Origin of the sequence: Roseivirga seohaensis subsp. aquiponti, assembly GCF_001267955.1 — a bacterium.
GTDB classification, from domain to species: Bacteria; Bacteroidota; Bacteroidia; order Cytophagales; family Cyclobacteriaceae; genus Roseivirga; species Roseivirga seohaensis.
On the sequence record NZ_JSVA01000020.1, the window covers coordinates 1 to 16,169 of the forward strand.

Below are 16,169 nucleotides of genomic sequence, written 5' to 3' on the forward strand. Positions count from 1 at the left end.
CATTGGTCATTGGTCATTGGTGAAAGTTTGAATTCACCGATTTAGTTCAAAATTGAAAAGGCATTAAGATGAGACTAGAAGAGTTAAGAGTTTATAATCAGGCAGACATTCTTTCAGACAAAATATGGAATATTATTATTGGCTGGGATTACTTTGCTAAAGACACAATAGGCAAACAGATGGCAAGAAGTGTAGACTCGATTAGTGCTAATATTGCAGAAGGTTATGGCCGCTATTTCTATAAAGAGAATCGCAATTTCTGCTTTTATTCTAGAGGATCTTTATTAGAAACTAAGAATTGGCTCGGTAAAAGTTTCAGAAGAGGCTTTCTTCCTAAAGAAGAATATGACCAATTAATGACCGATCTTGAAGACCTTCATAAATCGCTCAATGCATATATTAAAACAATTGGTAAAACAGCCAACAACGAATGACCATTGACTAATTAACGAATGACTGACTTAAAGATAGACATGCACACCCACATCATTCCGGAACATCTGCCCAAATGGACAGAGAAGTTTGGCTATGGTGATTTCATTCATCTGCACCACCACAAAGAGGGGGCGGCTATGATGATGAAAGGCAGTAAATTCTTCCGTGAAATCCAATCCAATTGTTGGGACCCAAAAATCAGAATGGAAGAATACGCGCAGTTTGGAACACAAGTGCAGGTCATTTCTACTATTCCCGTTATGTTTTCTTATGATGCCCAGCCGCATGACGGTCTGGAAATCAGTCGGTTTTTGAATGACCATATTGCCAATATCTGTCGAGAATATCCTAAGAATTACATCGGACTGGCCACTATCCCGATGCAGGATGAAGACTTGGCCATTCAGGAATTACACCGTTGTAAGCATGAATTGAACCTGCCGGGCATTCAGATTGGATCAAACATCAATGATAAAAACCTGAGTAGTGAACGCTTCTTCCAAATATTTAAAGCTTGTGAAGAATTGGACATGGCCGTAATGATTCACCCTTGGAACATGATGGGCTTTCACAGCATTGAACGTTACTGGCTGCCATGGTTGGTAGGTATGCCTGCTGAAACCTCAAGGGCCGCCTGCTCACTTATTTTTGGAGGCGTAATGGAGCGACTTCCTAACCTCAGATTCAATTTTTCCCATGCAGGCGGTTCATTCTTGCCAACCATCGGACGAATTGAGCACGGCTTTAACTGCCGCCCAGATTTAGTGGCGATTGACAATACCGTAAACCCTCGGGAATACATTGGCAAGTTTTGGGTAGACTCCATCACCCACGACCCGTTAATGATGAAATACATTTTAGAGATGCAGGGCTCTAAAAGAATCACACTTGGTTCTGATTACCCTTTCCCTTTAGGCGACCTTGAAATTGGAGCCTTTATTGAGAAAATGGGGCTATCGAAAGAAGTGGTGGAAGACATATTCTGCAATGCCACTTTGGAGTGGTTAAATTTATCTAAAGAACAATTTTTAAACTAAACATTGAAAAATACAGCAATCACGTACATGGATTCGCCCTTGGGCGCCATCAAAATAGTGGGAGACGCAAACGCCATTAAGATGGTGGTTTTTGTGGATGAAATAGGAGAAGAGAACGAAGGGATTATTCCATTGGTCGTGCGTAAATGCAAAAAACAGCTTCATGAATATTTCGTTGGACAGCGCAAGCAATTCAACATTCCTGTAGCGCCAGAAGGCACCGATTTCCAACAACAAGTTTGGCAAAATTTGCAAGACATTCCTTTTGGAGTAACGAGCACTTATGCAAAGCAAGCTATTAAATTGGGTGACATTAAAAAGATTAGAGCCGTTGGAACCGCCAATGGCAAAAACCCAATTGCCATTATTATTCCTTGCCACAGAGTTATTGGGTCAGATGGAAGTTTGACGGGCTACGCAGGCGGCCTCGACAAAAAAGCTTGGCTATTAAAACACGAAAAAAGCATGCCCGGAATGGCACAAACCAGTTTATTTTAATGAATTTCGAAAACACTTTAGCATACGCTCAGTATTTAGACAAAAACGATCCGTTAAGAGATTACCGCAATCGTTTTCATATTCCAAAAGTGAATGGCAAAGACAGCTATTACTTTACTGGAAACTCACTTGGTCTTCAACCCAAAACCGCCAGAACTTATATTGAAGAAGAAATGAAAGGTTGGGAAACCTTGGGTGTAGAAGGGCATTTTGCATCGAGCAAAAGGCCGTGGATGGAGTACCATAAATTTAGCAAAGATGCTTTGGCTAGAATTGTTGGGGCAAAACCCATCGAAGTGGTTTCTATGAACAACCTTTCAGTAAACCTCCATTTGCTGATGGTTTCGTTTTTCAAGCCTACCAAAACGCGCTACAAAATCATTTGCGAAGCAGGTGCCTTTCCGTCCGATCAATACATGTTCGAAACACAGCTTAAATTTCATGGGCTCAACCCTGATGAAGCGCTGATCGAACTCAAACCGAGAATGGGTGAGCATACGCTGCGCGGTGAAGATATTTTAAGCAAAATAGCTGAAGTGGGTGATGAATTGGCCTTGGTGCTTATTGGAGGTATTCAATATTACACAGGTCAGTTATTCGACATGAAGGCGATTACTGAAGCGGGGCAAAAAGTGGGTGCTAAAGTTGGTTTTGACTTGGCGCATGCCTTTGGTAATGTGCCTTTGCAACTGCACGACTGGAATGTGGATTTTGCCACTTGGTGTTCATACAAATACTTAAACTCTGGCCCAGGAAACGTTTCAGGAATTTTTATCCACGAACGATATGCTAATGACAGCTCACTTGACAGATTTGCGGGCTGGTGGGGTCACGATGAAAAGGAAAGATTTAAAATGAAGAAGGGTTTCCAACCCATGCCCGGTGCAGACGGTTGGCAACTGAGCAATGTAAACGTAATTTCTACCGCATCTCATTTGGCCGCCTTAGAATTGTTTGATGAAGTAGGCATAGAAAAACTAAGGAAGAAAAGCCTGAAACTCACGGGCTATCTTGAATTTTTGATCAAAGACATTGCTGGTGATTCTGGTATTTTCGAAATCATCACGCCTTCAGACCCTGAGCAACGCGGATGTCAGCTCTCAATTTTCTTCCACAAAGATGGCCGCAGGCTTTTCGATGCACTGGCCGCTGCTGGAGTGATTGCAGATTGGCGCGAGCCTAATGTAATCCGAATTGCACCAGTTCCGCTTTACAACCGTTTCGAAGACGTATATCAGTTTGCTCATATTCTAAAGAAAAACCTCTAAATGATGTAAACATGAATAGCCAGAATCAAAAAGTATCAATTTTGGGAGCCGGCCTTGTAGGTTCATTACTTTCAATTTTCTTAGCGAAGAAGGGCTATTCTGTTACCATTTTTGAACGCAGAAGCGATATGCGTAAAGCGGGCACCATAGGCGGACGCTCCATCAACCTCGCCTTAAGCAGACGTGGATTGAAAGCTCTGGAAGCCGTTGGACTGAAAGAAAGAGTACAGGAAAGCTGCATTCCAATGCCCGGAAGAATGATTCATGATTTGGAAGGAAACCTCAGTTTTCAACCTTACGGAAAAGAAGGCCAATTTATTAATTCAGTTTCACGAGGTGGTTTGAATGAGTTATTGATGAACGAAGCCGAAGCGCATGGGGTTGAAATTCGCTTCAATCATAAATGTGAGGATGTAGATTTTGATACCGCCACCGCCCATTTTGAAAATAACGAAAAGGTAAGTGCCAACTTTCTTTTTGGAGCCGATGGCGCATTTTCCGCTTTACGTTCGGTCATGCAAAAAACGGATCGATTTAATTACACGCAAGAATATATTTCGGCTGGTTACAAAGAACTGACCATGCCCCCCACGGCCAATGGCGATTTTGCTTTAGACCCCAATGCACTTCACATTTGGCCCAGAGGCGAATATATGCTCATTGCCTTGCCCAATTTAGACAAGAGTTTTACCTGCACCCTTTTCTTCCCTTTTGAAGGGGAAATATCTTTTGAAGCCATAAAAACGGAAGAAGATGTTCAGCAATTCTTCGAAAGTAAATTCAAAGATGCGCTGCCTTTCCTGCCTGAATTGAAAACTGAGTTTTTCGAAAACCCTACTTCGAGTCTGATTACCGTGAGGTGCAAGCCTTGGGTAAAAGGGAATACAGCTTTGATTGGTGATGCCGCCCATGCGTTAGTGCCATTTTATGGCCAAGGCATGAATGCGGGTTTTGAAGATTGCTTTGTTTTTAATGAATTACTAGAGAAGCACGGAGCAATCAATCCTGCCCTACTTGCAGAATATGAGGCCTTGCGAATTCCTGACGGAAATGCTATTGCTGATTTGGCGCTCTATAACTTTATAGAAATGCGCGACAAAGTAGCCGACCCAATGTTTGTGCTGCAAAAGAAAATTGAAAAACGCCTGAATGAGCTTTTTCCCGAAAAATGGGTGCCACTTTATACCATGGTTACTTTTAGCGATTTCCGCTATTCCGAAGCCCATGCCCTTGGCAAAAAACAACAGGCCATTATGGACCAAGTGCTAGCCCAACCGAATATTGAGGAGAATTGGGAAGGTTTAGATTTTGAAGAGATTGTGGGGAGGTTGAAATAAGAACTCAATGCTCTCAACTCTCATGCCTTGCAATTGCATAGAGTTTTTGATCAATATGTTCTTTCATATTCTTTGGGAAAGTCCTTTCTACATTCCCAATACATTCAACATAATGATCTTCAATGTATAGAATATAGATTTCATTCACATCAGCAAATGGTTCAGTAACACTCACTACTTCCCCTTCTTTTCCGAGCAAAAATTCATGACTAAAGTTGAAAGAAAATTGTCCATCTTCAACGTTATAGAAGTAGTCCTTTGGGCTCTCCAACTCTTGATTAAGATCTTTTAATATTCCGTTATCCATGCGCGTTGCTTGGTTTGTTATAAAGTTCTTGAATGTACAAGTTTTTTCATTGTACATCAAACCAGAATAGTAGCTGCTTTTAACAATTACAAAACTAAATTCCTCATCACTAATAACCACTAACTCCCTCTATACTCCCTCGGTGTTTTGCCTGTTACTTCTTTAAATTTTCGGTTGAAGTTGGAGAGGTTGCTAAAGCCAGATTCGTAACAGACTTGGGAAACCGTATTGTCTTTATTGAGCAGGAGTTTACAAGCTTGACCAATGCGGTAATCGTTTAGAAAGTCAATATAGGTTTTGCGGGTATGTTGCTTGAAATAGCGACAGAAAGAAGCCTTGTTCATATTGGCCACTTCGGCCACTTCTTCCAAAGTAATGCGTCTTCCAAAGTTTTCTAGGGTGAAGCGGAAAATATCATCCAGTCGCCTTCCTTCTGCCTCTTTCACTGATTTTTGAGGCAACTCGTTGAGGTACGCGATGCTTTCTTCGTTCCCAAACAAATGGAGCAGTTCAAAAAATGAATTCAATCTCCTTAAGCCATTCGTTTCAAATACCTTTTCAAAAGCATTGAGCATTTGAGGCGAAAAATCATCCTTCACCCGAATGCCCCTTTCCGCATTCTGAATAAACTGGAGCAATTCTCTGATTTCTGGAAATAGCTTTGAAGTTTCTCTCAAATGTTCGGCACGAAAGAAAATAGACTTCGACAAAACCCGCATTCCCTGTTCGTAATACTTTTTGTCGCAACGAAAAACATGAGGAACATTGGAGCCCATCACAAAGATTTGTCCCCCTTTAAAACTCCTCAAATGATCGCCATGAATCAGCGTTCCTTCCCCTGAGATAATCCATGTAATCTGTATTTCAGGATGCTGATGAAGCATGTCATAGAAATACTGTTCGTCATCAGTTTGCAAGTAAAGCGATGACGCTTCGGTTTTAGGGATTTTAAAAGGAAGTACTTTCACCTGTATGATTTAAGCCGAATAACAAACCACTACTCATTATCTAGCAAATATAATATTAGTATTGGTGAATTTCCGCAAAGTTGACCATAAGCCAAGCCCTTACCTTAGCCAAAAAAAACAACACGATGAAAGTAGCATGGCAAGGCGTTTACCCAGCGGTAACCACAAAGTTTACAGATGACGATAAACTTGATTTAAAAATGTTTGAAACCAACATCCAAGCGCAATTAGCCGCTGGTGTTGACGGCATTATTTTAGGTGGCACATTGGGCGAAGCCAGTTCACTCATGGAAGACGAAAAGGATACTTTGGTAAGCTCCACTGTGGACATGGTAGCAGGCAAAGTCCCTGTGATTATGAACATTGCGGAACAAACCACGAAAGCCGCCATTATTGCTGCGGAAAAAGCCCAACAGAACGGAGCTAGCGGCTTAATGATGCTGCCTCCGATGCGCTACAAAGCTGACGATCACGAAACGGTTACTTATTATAAAGCAGTCGCCAAATCTACCGATTTGCCTATTATGGTGTATAACAACCCGATAGATTATAAAATCGAGGTGACTTTAGACATGTTCGAGCAACTGGCCGAGTGCGAAAACATCCAGTCGGTAAAAGAATCCACCCGCGATATTTCAAACATCACCAGAATGATCAATCGTTTTGGCGATCGTTTCAAAATTCTTTCTGGCGTTGATACACTTGCTTTGGAAAGCTTATTTATGGGCGCCAATGGTTGGGTAGCTGGTTTGGTTTGTGCTTTCCCAAAAGAAACCGTAGCCATTTACAGACTTCAGAAAGCAGGCAGATACGAGGAAGCTTTGAAAATCTACCGTTGGTTTTTACCGCTATTAGAGCTTGACATTAATGCTAAATTAGTGCAAAACATTAAGCTGGCAGAAGTGGCCACTGGCATTGGTACCGAAAACGTTCGTGCGCCAAGACTTGCCCTTTCAGGCGCAGAAAGAAATCGCGTACTTCAGGTTATCGAAACAGGAATTAAAACCCGTCCTGAATTGCCTGACTATTTGAATTTGTAAATTGAAGTCAATTATTCGCGCAGCAAAAAACACAACATGATTAAAGGAACAAATTTTATAGGATCAACCCCTTCGAAAGAAGGCACAGAACAACTCTTTGCACACAACCCTGCCAATGGCGAGGCTTTCCCTGAATCGTTTTCGGTGGCTACCAGCTCCGAAATTGATGACGCGATAGCCAAAGCAACACAAGCTTTTCAAGTTTACAAAAGCATAGCACCGAGCAAAAAAGCCGATTTCCTTGATGCAATAGCGGATGAGATCATGGCTTTGGGCGATGCGTTGGTGTCAAGAGCATGTGGAGAATCAGGTTTGCCAGAAGGTAGAATTCAAGGAGAAAGAGGTCGTACCTGTAATCAGTTGAAGATGTTTGCCAATTTGGTGCGCGAAGGCTCATGGGTAAATGCTACCATCGACACCGCAATTCCAGACAGAGCACCAGTGCCAAAGCCTGATTTGCGCAAAATGGAAGTCGCCATTGGACCCGTTGCCATTTTTGGTGCGAGTAATTTCCCATTGGCCTTTTCAACAGCTGGTGGCGATACCGCTTCTGCTTTGGCCGCTGGAAACCCGGTAATCATAAAGGGTCACGAATCACATTTGGGCACAAATGAAATGGTGTCACAAGCGATTTTGAAAGCTGCTCAAAAAACAGGAATGCCCGAGGGGGTTTTCTCTATGGTAAATGGTGGAATTCCTGTGGGGCAACAATTGGTGAAGCATCCGCAAATCAAGGCAGTTGGGTTTACAGGTTCCTTTAGGGGAGGAAAAGCCCTTTTCGATTTGGCCAACCGCAGAGACGAACCGATTCCAGTTTATGCAGAAATGGGCAGCATCAACCCAACATTTATTTTCCCGAACAAACTAAAAGAAAGTCCAGCCGATTTGGGCAAAACCGTAGCTGCATCGGTCAGCATGGGCGTAGGTCAGTTCTGTACCAATCCTGGTTTATTGGTGGGAATTCAATCGCCAGAATTAGAAGCTTTTTCATCTGCACTTTCACAAGCATTGGCCGAAACCGCGCCTTCCACAATGTTGAATGAGGGTATTGCTAAAAGCTATTATGCGAATAGAAAAGCGCTGTTGGAACAAAAAGGAGTGACATTAAGCGGTAATGCTATAGAAACTGAAGATAACGGTGGGCAAGGTTTAACTGCGAGTGTTCCTGCTTCTGAATTTCTAAAAAACACAAAACTTCACGAAGAGATTTTCGGGCCATTTACATTATTGGTTATCTGCGAAAATGAAAGTGAAATAAAGCAAGTAGCTCAATCGCTTCAAGGGCAATTGACAGGTACATTATTGGCCACTGAAAGTGACATGATGGAGAATGCTGAAACCATAGACATGCTTGCTCAAAAAGTAGGCAGAATCCTCTTTAATGGAATGCCAACGGGGGTTGAAGTTTGTCCAGCCATGCATCACGGAGGCCCATTCCCTGCCAGCACCAATGGAAAGTATACTTCGGTGGGCACAGACGCTATTTATCGATTCACTCGATCTATTTGTTACCAAAACTGGCCAGATCAAATGTTGCCTGCCGAATTGAAAGCAGGGAATCCGATGGGGATTTGGAGAAAGGTAGATAATGAGTTAAGGAGATAATTTATTAATGAGTTAGGGAATTAATGGGCGAAGGAATTAATGAGATAGTGGAATAATGAATCAAGGGATGTAGTTAAGACACAAAACCACTACTTATAATGATCAGAAAACAATGGATAATTAAATTATTTATTCCTTCGTTTATTTCCTCATCACTTCATTATTCCCTTAATTCATTAAAAAAAGACTATGGAAAAGGTAGAATTTATTGAAGCATTTAAAGTAAGAACTAAAAAGCTAGCGGTAGAAATAATCAAATTCTATGGAAAGCTAAAAAAGACAGACGCTACATATATTGTTGGAAAACAGCTCGTACGTTCAGTGACATCGACCGCAGCAAATTATAGAGCAGCCTGTATTGCTCGCTCTCAAGCTGAGTTTTTTGCTAAAATGTCAATTGTAAACGAAGAAGCCGATGAAACGCTCTTTTGGTTGGAAGTAATGGAGGAAGCAGATTTAGCACAACCAGAACAAATAGCACCATTCAAAAGTGAAGCATTAGAAATACTTAAAGTGGTTTCAAAAGCCAGAAAAAACACCAACCGTTAAATCATTAACTCACTCATCAATTAATTCATTGTCACATGAACCCATTATTTCATTTTCCCCTTTTCTCATTAATTCATTAGTATGAGTAAGCGTTTTTTCTGCATCGATGCCCATACTTGCGGTAATCCAGTAAGACTGGTAGCTGGGGGCGGTCCTATTCTAGAAGGTGCCAATATGAGTGAAAAGCGACAGCATTTCCTTCGAGAATTCGACTGGATTCGAAAAGGATTGATGTTTGAGCCACGCGGACACGATATGATGTCGGGGAGTATTCTTTATCCGCCCTCTGACCCTGCAAACGACATAGGAGTACTGTTCATCGAAACCAGTGGTTGCTTGCCCATGTGCGGTCATGGCACTATAGGTACGGTGACGATTATGATTGAAGAGGGTTTGGTTCAACCTAAAATACCTGGGCACTTGAGGTTAGAAACTCCAGCAGGTCTGGTGAAAATTGAATATCAGCAAGAAGGGAAAAGGGTAACTTCGGTAAAGCTGACCAACGTACCCGCTTATTTGGCGAAAGAAAACATCGAAGTTGAATGCCCTGATCTAGGAATACTCAAGGTAGATGTGGCCTATGGTGGAAATTATTATGCCATTATCGACCCGCAAGAAAATTACCGAGACATGGCTGATTATACCGCCATGCAATTGATTGGTTGGAGTTTGAAGATTAGGGAACGCATCAACGCTGAACACAGCTTCATTCACCCAGAAAACGATACCATAGGCGGCCTAAGCCATGTGCTATGGACGGGAGCACCGCTTCAACCGAACTCTACAGCAAGAAACGCAGTATTTTATGGAGACAAAGCCATCGACCGATCTCCTTGTGGCACAGGCACTTCGGCACGAATGGCGCAATGGGCGGCCAAAGGAAAACTTCACAAAGGCGATCAGTTCGTTCACGAAAGTATTATTGGCAGTCAGTTTACTGGAAAAGTCGAAGATGTAGTTAAATTAGGCGCGTATTCGGGTATTATTCCGAGCATTGAAGGCTGGGCCAGAATTACGGGATACAATACAATAGTAATTGATGACGAAGATCCATACGCCTATGGTTTTCAGGTGATTTAGACAATGGAAACAAAAAAAGTAATTGTGATTGGTGCTGGCATTGTGGGCCTGAGCACTGCTTATTTCCTTCGTAAACAAGGGGTGGAAGTCACCGTAATCGACAATACCGATGGTAGTAGCAACTGCTCTACCGGAAATGCTGGATACGTTTCTCCCAGTCACCTCATTCCGCTTGCTTCACCGGGCATTATTAGCCAAGGCCTCAAATGGATGCTCAATTCAGAAAGTCCTTTTTATATTAAACCCCGCCTCAATCGTGACTTGATAAAATGGGGACTTCTTTTTAAGAAATCGGCTACACCTAGCAAAGTAGATGCCGCTGCAAAAGTGCTTTACGACCTTACCGTACAAAGCCAATCGCTCTATGAAAAAATCATGGAGGAAGAAGGTATCGAGGCAGGTTATAAAAAGCCTGGGCTTTTAATGATCTGCAAAACTGAAAGTGCTCTTCACCACGAAATTGAACTGGTAGAACTGGCCAAATCTTTTGGGCTCGAAGCCGAGGTTTTGAGTCGTACTGAAACCGAAACCATGGAGCCAAATGTGCAATACAATATGGCAGGTTCGGTGTATTTTGGTTGCGATGCATGGATGACACCCAACGTGTTTATGCGTGAATTCAAGCAAAAGCTAGAGCAAATTGGGGTCAAATTTCAGTACAATACACAACTCGACCGAATTATTCACAAAGCTGGCAAGATCGATAAAATAATCACTTCACAAGGAGAGTTTTCTGCCGATGAATATGTATTAGCTGCTGGCTCATGGTCGCCAATATTGATGAAGCAACTAAAGGTAGACATTCCTTTACAAGCTGGAAAAGGATATAGTTTCACCCTCCCAACCCCCGTTGCTATGCCAAAACTCCCTTCTATTTTGGTGGAAGGAAGGGTAGCCACCACCCCAATGATGCACGGGCTAAGAATAGCTGGCACGATGGAAATTGCAGGTACGGGATTGAACATTAATGAGCGGAGGGTGCAAGGCATCATCAAGTCCGTAAAAGAATTTATGCCTCAGTTTGAAGAACAGGATTTCTCTCAAATTGAAACCTGGGCAGGCTTGCGTCCTTGCACGCCAGATGGGCTGCCCTATATTGGCCGAACAAAAAAGTACAAAAACCTGCTGGTAGGCACAGGCCACGCCATGCTTGGTTTTACTTTAGGGCCAATTACGGGCCAAATGCTTTCCGAAAAAATTTTGAATCATAAACCCTCTATTGTTTCTCCACTTCTGGAAGTTGAGCGCTTTGCCTAATACAAACCACTAAAAGAAGATGTGTTTCTTAAGTAGATGGCTCGAGTTTCCTAAAAAATTGACCATGGAGATTTTTTAGAAATCAGGCATCTATGAATAGTTTCATCCTTGAGTTTACGAAGGGCTAAATTCTTATTATAGCCCTTCACTCCGATGTTAATGAGTTCAGGATAGAAACCCATAACACAGATTGAGCACTGATAATCAACTGGTTGAACACTAAATAACCATCACTGAAATAAGAATATATCACTAAAAAAATAGCCTTTCAAATGAATATATTTGGAATTATGATGAAAAGTCTATTGTTTCACCCCGTATTTATTTAAGTACAACAAATCACCTCCTCAAAACATTTAGTAGCCATCATAGTATTCCATTTTTAAAGAGAAACCTATGGGAAAAACCGTAGCAATTATTGGCTCTGGTGTGGCTGGTTTGGCTTGTGCTATTCGCTTGGCCAAGAAAGGGCATATTGTAACCGTATTTGAAGCAAACTCCTACCCTGGAGGAAAACTAACAGAAATTAAATTGGGCGACTACCGCTTTGATGCCGGCCCCTCATTATTTACTTTACCAGAAGAGGTTGAAGCACTTTATGAGTTACATGGTTTAGATGCAAAAGCTTATTTTGATTACAAAAAACTTGATTCTACCTGTAAATACTTTTACCCCGATGGCACTGAAATTAATGCGGCAGCTGATATAGAAGCGTTTAAAGAAGAAGTCCATCAAAAAACAGGAGAACCAAAAAAGAATATTGAAAAGGCTTTAAGAAAAAGTTCGTTCCTATACGAGTTCCTCTCACCATTATTTATGCATAAATCACTGCATAAGTTAAGTACATGGGTGAGTAAAAATGCCTTCCGATCGTACGGAAAACTATCCAAGTTCAATTTTAATCGAAGCATGCATCAGGTCAATCAGGCACGATTTGAAAACGAAAAAGTTGTGCAACTTTTCGACCGGTACGCTACCTATAATGGCTCAGACCCATATCAAGCACCGGGTACAATGAATATCATTCCACATTTAGAGTTTGGAATAGGTGCCTATTTTCCTTCCAAAGGAATGCATGACATCACCCAAAGTTTGTATCAACTTGCGTTGAAAGTAGGTATCAAGTTTCACTTCAATACCTCGGTGAGCAAAATCACATTACACGAAGGCAAAGCCAAGGGGATAGTAACCAAATACGGCTTTCACAAAACGGATAGAATAGTTAGCAACATGGATATTGTTGGAACTTATGAAAGGCTACTGAAAGGTGAACGGAAGCCCACTAAACTCATTAACCAACCGAAATCAAGTTCTGCCCTCATTTTTTATTGGGGAATAAAGAAAGATTTTCAGCAACTCGACCTTCATAACATTTTCTTTTCTAATGACTATGAAACGGAGTTTAAACACATTTTCAAAAAAGGAAGCATTTACGAAGACCCAACGGTTTATATCAACATTACTTCTACTCAAAAACCAGACGATGCCCCAGAAGGATGCCAAAATTGGTTTACTATGATTAATGTGCCTAACAACCAGGGGCAAGATTGGGATGTGATAATTAAAGAAGCTAGAAAAAATATTTTAGCAAAACTCTCCAAGCAATTGGGTGAAGCTATTGAGCCGTTGATTGAGGTAGAAGACATTTTAGACCCTATTAAAATTGAGGTTAGAACCTCATCTACCCAAGGTGCTCTTTATGGAAACAGTTCAAATAACAAGTATGCTGCTTTTTTAAGGCACCCAAATTTTTCAAGCAGAATAAAGGGCTTGTATTTCTGTGGTGGAAGCGTTCATCCTGGTGGTGGAATTCCGTTATGCCTATTATCGGCAAAGATTGTAGCCGATAATTTTGAGTAGTTAACGCGAGGTAACCAAAGTAGAGTCAGACTGTGCTTCTAGGTTCTTGGCAAACAAGGTTTTGTATTGGTCGTATCGCTCAAAAATTTTCTTGACGTAGTTCACGGGTTCATCACCTCTACAATAACCAAATTGAACTACTGGGTCGGTGTAATACTTTTCTGTTGATTTAGCGATCAAATAATCCGCTACATTACCGTCCCAAACTTCGGGGTTACCCCCATACTTTTTGGTCAACTTTACAGCATCCATTACATGGCCTTGCCCTACATTATATGAACCTAGAACGAACTTCAATCGCTCCTTAGGATCTGACACTTTATCAGCCCAATAACCTTCCAGCCATTCTAAAAACTCGGTTCCTGCCTCTATGCTTTCCTCGGGGTCAAAAGGATCCTTCACGTTGAACCGTTCAATAGAAATATCTGTAAGCTGTAAGAGACCTTTTGCTCCGGCCCATGACTCCACTTCAGGATCAAACTTTGATTCTTGATAGGCCAAAGAAGCCAACATTACCCAGTCGACAGAAAGGTTTTTAGCTGCCAATTTAAACAAGTCGTCATAAGGCGAAATCATTGTCCCTCCTACCGAACTAAAATCACTTTGCGCTCTTAAGTTCTGCGACTTTCTATATTTAAAATATCGGTCGTAGATCATGTTAAAATCTGGTGTTGCTTTTACTTCACCCAGCCAATGATCGATTGTATCTTTTAAAATAGGCGCATTTTTACGCACTGCCCAAGCAATTTTCTGAGGAAAACTAATGGCTGTTTCCACATCCAAATCTGGATAATAAGTAGCATTAATCATTGCGATATCTTCATCGGCAATGGTATATTCAATTTCTCCTTCTGCCACCTTTTTAATCAACGCTTCGGTATCCATTACACCAACATCCTCAAGGATTATTATGTCTTCACCAATTTCATTCGATAAGTTTTTGAGTCTTTCGGAGAAAGAAGAACCTTTTCGCGTATGCACCTCTTTCCCTCCTAATTCCAGTGGGTTCCTGATCATACTTTCTTCTATATCATGAAGCTTCATGTTTCTCCAGCCCTCGGGTTTGCGCTGCACCAACACTTGTCTTACCTCGGTATGACTCTCTGTAAACGCTACCCTTTCTGTTCGTTCTTTGGTTACTGTTAAATGGTAGGCCATTACATCGGCTGATCCCGTATTGAGCATAAAGAATGCTTCTTCAATATCTGATGTAAGCTTAATTTTAAGAGACAGCCCTAAATCTGAGGCCATTCGCGACAATAGGTCATATTCATAGCCCATAGGCTGACCTCTGTAAATAAAATATCCGGTAGAGCTATTGTCGACTACCGCGGTTAGTGTGCCGCGCTCTTTAATATCGTCAAAACCAATCTTAACTGGTTCAGCGCGTAACTCAGGCTTAGTTTGTTGACTATTGCTTGTGGTAGCGCTTTTTCGGCACGATGAAAATAGAAGGAGCCCTGAACACAGGGCTATAAAAATCACAAACGACTTTCTTTTTATCATATTCTCTCCTGATGGTGAGCAAGAACTTAAACTAGCCAAAGGGGCAAATCGTTCAAATTCAATAAGATAAAATAGTCAACAAATCTTACAGATCAAAATAAGCGGAACCTTATTGTCTATTTACATTTCCGCCAGAAAGCCTTTTAAGCTCAATTTCTGATAGCTTAACGTTGTACTGAGTGGTAATTTTTCTGATTTCTGCCTGAACTAAATTAATCTGGGCTTCGCGTAATTCAATTGCAGTTGAGTTTCCTACTTTGAATCTTTCAAGGGCAATATCATAGTTCTCTTTGGCTACTTCTAGGTTCAATTCCTCAAGCTGATACAAGCGGATGTTGTTTCTGTAGTTTCCATAAACTTTACGCACATCAGATTCTAATGACTGCGTTATATCTCGGATTTGAAGTTCAGCTACCTCTAACTGAATCTTGGCATTCTGTTCTCTACGCTTTAAATCAAAGCCATTAAAAATATTGAAGTTGAGGCCAGCACCATAATTAAAACCGGTGGAAAGGTTACTTAAAACAGCTCCGGCATCGGAGTTTCTATCGTTATAAGTATACCCAAAATTGAGGCTAATCGTAGGGTATTTTTCAGCATTCAGTTCTTTAATCTGTAAATAATTTACCTCACGATTTCTCTGTGCTCTTACCACAGCAGGGCTATTAAGGTTGGCCTCAGCCAGTACATCTTCTAACTGAATTGAGCTATCAAAAGAAAAGCCAGAAGTGATTTCAAACTCGCTTTCTAAATCTTGCCCCAATAATCTGTTCAGTTCTAATTTCACATTATTAATTAATTCTTGCTGAATCAGAAAGCTAGATGAGTCGGAATTATAATCTACTTGTGCCTGAAGATAAACTAGTTTTGAAGCCTTACCCACTTCGTATCGGGTATTAGCCAACTCTAAACGCTGTTTACTTAAATCTAAGGCATCTTGAAAAACACGCGCTCTTTCTTGTTCTAACACCACTCTGTAATAGGCGTTAGAGATAAGCGCAATGTTATTTTCTATCTGAATTTGTAAATCATCTTCCCCTAATTGGGCTTGTGCTTTCAATCTATCTCGGGTATGAAACATTCCTAAACCATCAAAAACTGTCCAGTTTAGGGTCGGAGAAATATTCAAGTTATTGGTCTTGGCGTCCTTAATCTCTCTGGTTTCGTTACTGTTCGCCAATTGCTGGGTTACATCTGTATTACTATACGATTTATTCGCAGAAATTCCGAAAGTAGGCAACAATGCACCATAGCTCATATCGGAGTTGTTGGCACTTGTTTCTGCCGATTTCTTTGAAATTTTAATCGATAAGTTATGTTCAAGCCCCAACTGTACGGCCTCGGTAATGGTTAGCGGTTCTTGCGCACTTACTTTTACTAAAGCGAAAAAGAGTAGTGCTAAAGCTATTTTCATTTTCATAA

At 41.3% G+C, this 16,169-nt stretch carries 15 protein-coding genes; 11 read left to right on the top strand and 4 right to left on the bottom strand.

What is annotated here, in order from left to right; genetic code table 11:
- Positions 1–68: 68 nt before the first annotated feature.
- The 5 genes from OB69_RS16365 to OB69_RS16385 are packed head-to-tail and all read left to right on the top strand — an operon-like array spanning position 69 to position 4,575.
- On the top strand, positions 69–434 hold the full coding sequence (locus OB69_RS16365; protein WP_053224835.1) for a four helix bundle protein: 366 nt from the start codon (positions 69–71) through the stop codon (positions 432–434).
- Between the two features lie 18 nt (positions 435–452).
- Positions 453–1,472: an amidohydrolase family protein gene (locus tag OB69_RS16370; RefSeq protein ID WP_053224836.1), complete on the top strand. Its 1,020-nt coding sequence runs from the start codon at positions 453–455 to the stop codon at positions 1,470–1,472.
- Between the two features lie 3 nt (positions 1,473–1,475).
- The gene (locus tag OB69_RS16375) at positions 1,476–1,970 is read left to right on the top strand and encodes a methylated-DNA--[protein]-cysteine S-methyltransferase (protein ID WP_245620842.1); all 495 of its coding nucleotides are present in this window, start codon (positions 1,476–1,478) and stop codon (positions 1,968–1,970) included.
- Positions 1,970–3,238: a kynureninase gene (gene kynU, locus OB69_RS16380; RefSeq protein ID WP_053224838.1), complete on the top strand. Its 1,269-nt coding sequence runs from the start codon at positions 1,970–1,972 to the stop codon at positions 3,236–3,238. The genes OB69_RS16375 and kynU overlap by 1 nt, the downstream gene beginning before the upstream one ends.
- An 11-nt stretch (positions 3,239–3,249) precedes the next feature.
- The gene (locus OB69_RS16385; protein WP_053224839.1) at positions 3,250–4,575 is read left to right on the top strand and encodes an FAD-dependent oxidoreductase; all 1,326 of its coding nucleotides are present in this window, start codon (positions 3,250–3,252) and stop codon (positions 4,573–4,575) included.
- A 13-nt stretch (positions 4,576–4,588) separates the two neighbouring features.
- Here the strand turns inward: OB69_RS16385 and OB69_RS16390 are convergent, their stop codons facing one another.
- Both OB69_RS16390 and OB69_RS16395 read right to left on the bottom strand, forming a co-directional pair.
- Positions 4,589–4,882, bottom strand: a complete 294-nt coding sequence (locus OB69_RS16390) for a hypothetical protein (protein WP_157608612.1) — start codon at positions 4,880–4,882, stop codon at positions 4,589–4,591.
- Between the two features lie 119 nt (positions 4,883–5,001).
- Entirely contained in the window at positions 5,002–5,850 is an 849-nt protein-coding gene (locus OB69_RS16395) for a helix-turn-helix domain-containing protein (RefSeq protein WP_053224841.1), read from the bottom strand.
- Between the two features lie 125 nt (positions 5,851–5,975).
- On the opposite strand from OB69_RS16395, the gene OB69_RS16400 reads away from it, so the two are divergent.
- From OB69_RS16400 to crtD, 6 genes are all read left to right on the top strand, one after another.
- Positions 5,976–6,890, top strand: a complete 915-nt coding sequence (locus OB69_RS16400) for a dihydrodipicolinate synthase family protein (RefSeq protein ID WP_053224865.1) — start codon at positions 5,976–5,978, stop codon at positions 6,888–6,890.
- 36 nt (positions 6,891–6,926) lie between these two features.
- Entirely contained in the window at positions 6,927–8,495 is a 1,569-nt protein-coding gene (locus OB69_RS16405; protein WP_053224842.1) for an aldehyde dehydrogenase (NADP(+)), read from the top strand.
- Positions 8,496–8,684: 189 nt separating this feature from the next.
- Positions 8,685–9,044: a four helix bundle protein gene (locus OB69_RS16410; RefSeq protein WP_053224843.1), complete on the top strand. Its 360-nt coding sequence runs from the start codon at positions 8,685–8,687 to the stop codon at positions 9,042–9,044.
- A gap of 81 nt (positions 9,045–9,125) precedes the next feature.
- Positions 9,126–10,124 (top strand): 4-hydroxyproline epimerase, encoded by a 999-nt coding sequence (locus OB69_RS16415; RefSeq protein WP_053224844.1) that lies wholly within the window; start codon positions 9,126–9,128, stop codon positions 10,122–10,124.
- Between the two features lie 3 nt (positions 10,125–10,127).
- The gene (locus tag OB69_RS16420; RefSeq protein WP_053224845.1) at positions 10,128–11,381 is read left to right on the top strand and encodes an NAD(P)/FAD-dependent oxidoreductase; all 1,254 of its coding nucleotides are present in this window, start codon (positions 10,128–10,130) and stop codon (positions 11,379–11,381) included.
- Between the two features lie 396 nt (positions 11,382–11,777).
- Entirely contained in the window at positions 11,778–13,241 is a 1,464-nt protein-coding gene (gene crtD / locus OB69_RS16425) for a 1-hydroxycarotenoid 3,4-desaturase CrtD (protein ID WP_053224846.1), read from the top strand.
- Here the strand turns inward: crtD and OB69_RS16430 are convergent, their stop codons facing one another.
- Complete coding sequence (locus OB69_RS16430) at positions 13,242–14,747, bottom strand: MltF family protein (protein ID WP_053224847.1); 1,506 nt, start codon at positions 14,745–14,747, stop codon at positions 13,242–13,244. It abuts the gene before it with no gap.
- A gap of 109 nt (positions 14,748–14,856) precedes the next feature.
- A complete protein-coding gene (locus OB69_RS16435) occupies positions 14,857–16,167 on the bottom strand; it encodes a TolC family protein (protein ID WP_053224848.1) in 1,311 nt (436 codons plus the stop codon).
- Between the last annotated feature and the right edge of the window lie 2 nt (positions 16,168–16,169).

Excerpts from the sequence above, each read along its gene's own strand:
- OB69_RS16405 (WP_053224842.1), top strand. The coding sequence starts at position 6,927 with ATGATTAAAGGAACAAATTTTATAGGATCAACCCCTTCGAAAGAAGGC.
- OB69_RS16390 (WP_157608612.1), bottom strand. The coding sequence starts at position 4,882 with ATGGATAACGGAATATTAAAAGATCTTAATCAAGAGTTGGAGAGCCCA.
- OB69_RS16415 (WP_053224844.1), top strand. The coding sequence starts at position 9,126 with ATGAGTAAGCGTTTTTTCTGCATCGATGCCCATACTTGCGGTAATCCA.
- kynU (WP_053224838.1), top strand. The coding sequence starts at position 1,970 with ATGAATTTCGAAAACACTTTAGCATACGCTCAGTATTTAGACAAAAAC.
- OB69_RS16385 (WP_053224839.1), top strand. The coding sequence starts at position 3,250 with ATGAATAGCCAGAATCAAAAAGTATCAATTTTGGGAGCCGGCCTTGTA.
- crtD (WP_053224846.1), top strand. The coding sequence starts at position 11,778 with ATGGGAAAAACCGTAGCAATTATTGGCTCTGGTGTGGCTGGTTTGGCT.
- OB69_RS16410 (WP_053224843.1), top strand. The coding sequence starts at position 8,685 with ATGGAAAAGGTAGAATTTATTGAAGCATTTAAAGTAAGAACTAAAAAG.
- OB69_RS16430 (WP_053224847.1), bottom strand. The coding sequence starts at position 14,747 with ATGATAAAAAGAAAGTCGTTTGTGATTTTTATAGCCCTGTGTTCAGGG.
- OB69_RS16435 (WP_053224848.1), bottom strand. The coding sequence starts at position 16,167 with ATGAAAATGAAAATAGCTTTAGCACTACTCTTTTTCGCTTTAGTAAAA.
- OB69_RS16365 (WP_053224835.1), top strand. The coding sequence starts at position 69 with ATGAGACTAGAAGAGTTAAGAGTTTATAATCAGGCAGACATTCTTTCA.
- OB69_RS16370 (WP_053224836.1), top strand. The coding sequence starts at position 453 with ATGACTGACTTAAAGATAGACATGCACACCCACATCATTCCGGAACAT.
- OB69_RS16420 (WP_053224845.1), top strand. The coding sequence starts at position 10,128 with ATGGAAACAAAAAAAGTAATTGTGATTGGTGCTGGCATTGTGGGCCTG.
- OB69_RS16400 (WP_053224865.1), top strand. The coding sequence starts at position 5,976 with ATGAAAGTAGCATGGCAAGGCGTTTACCCAGCGGTAACCACAAAGTTT.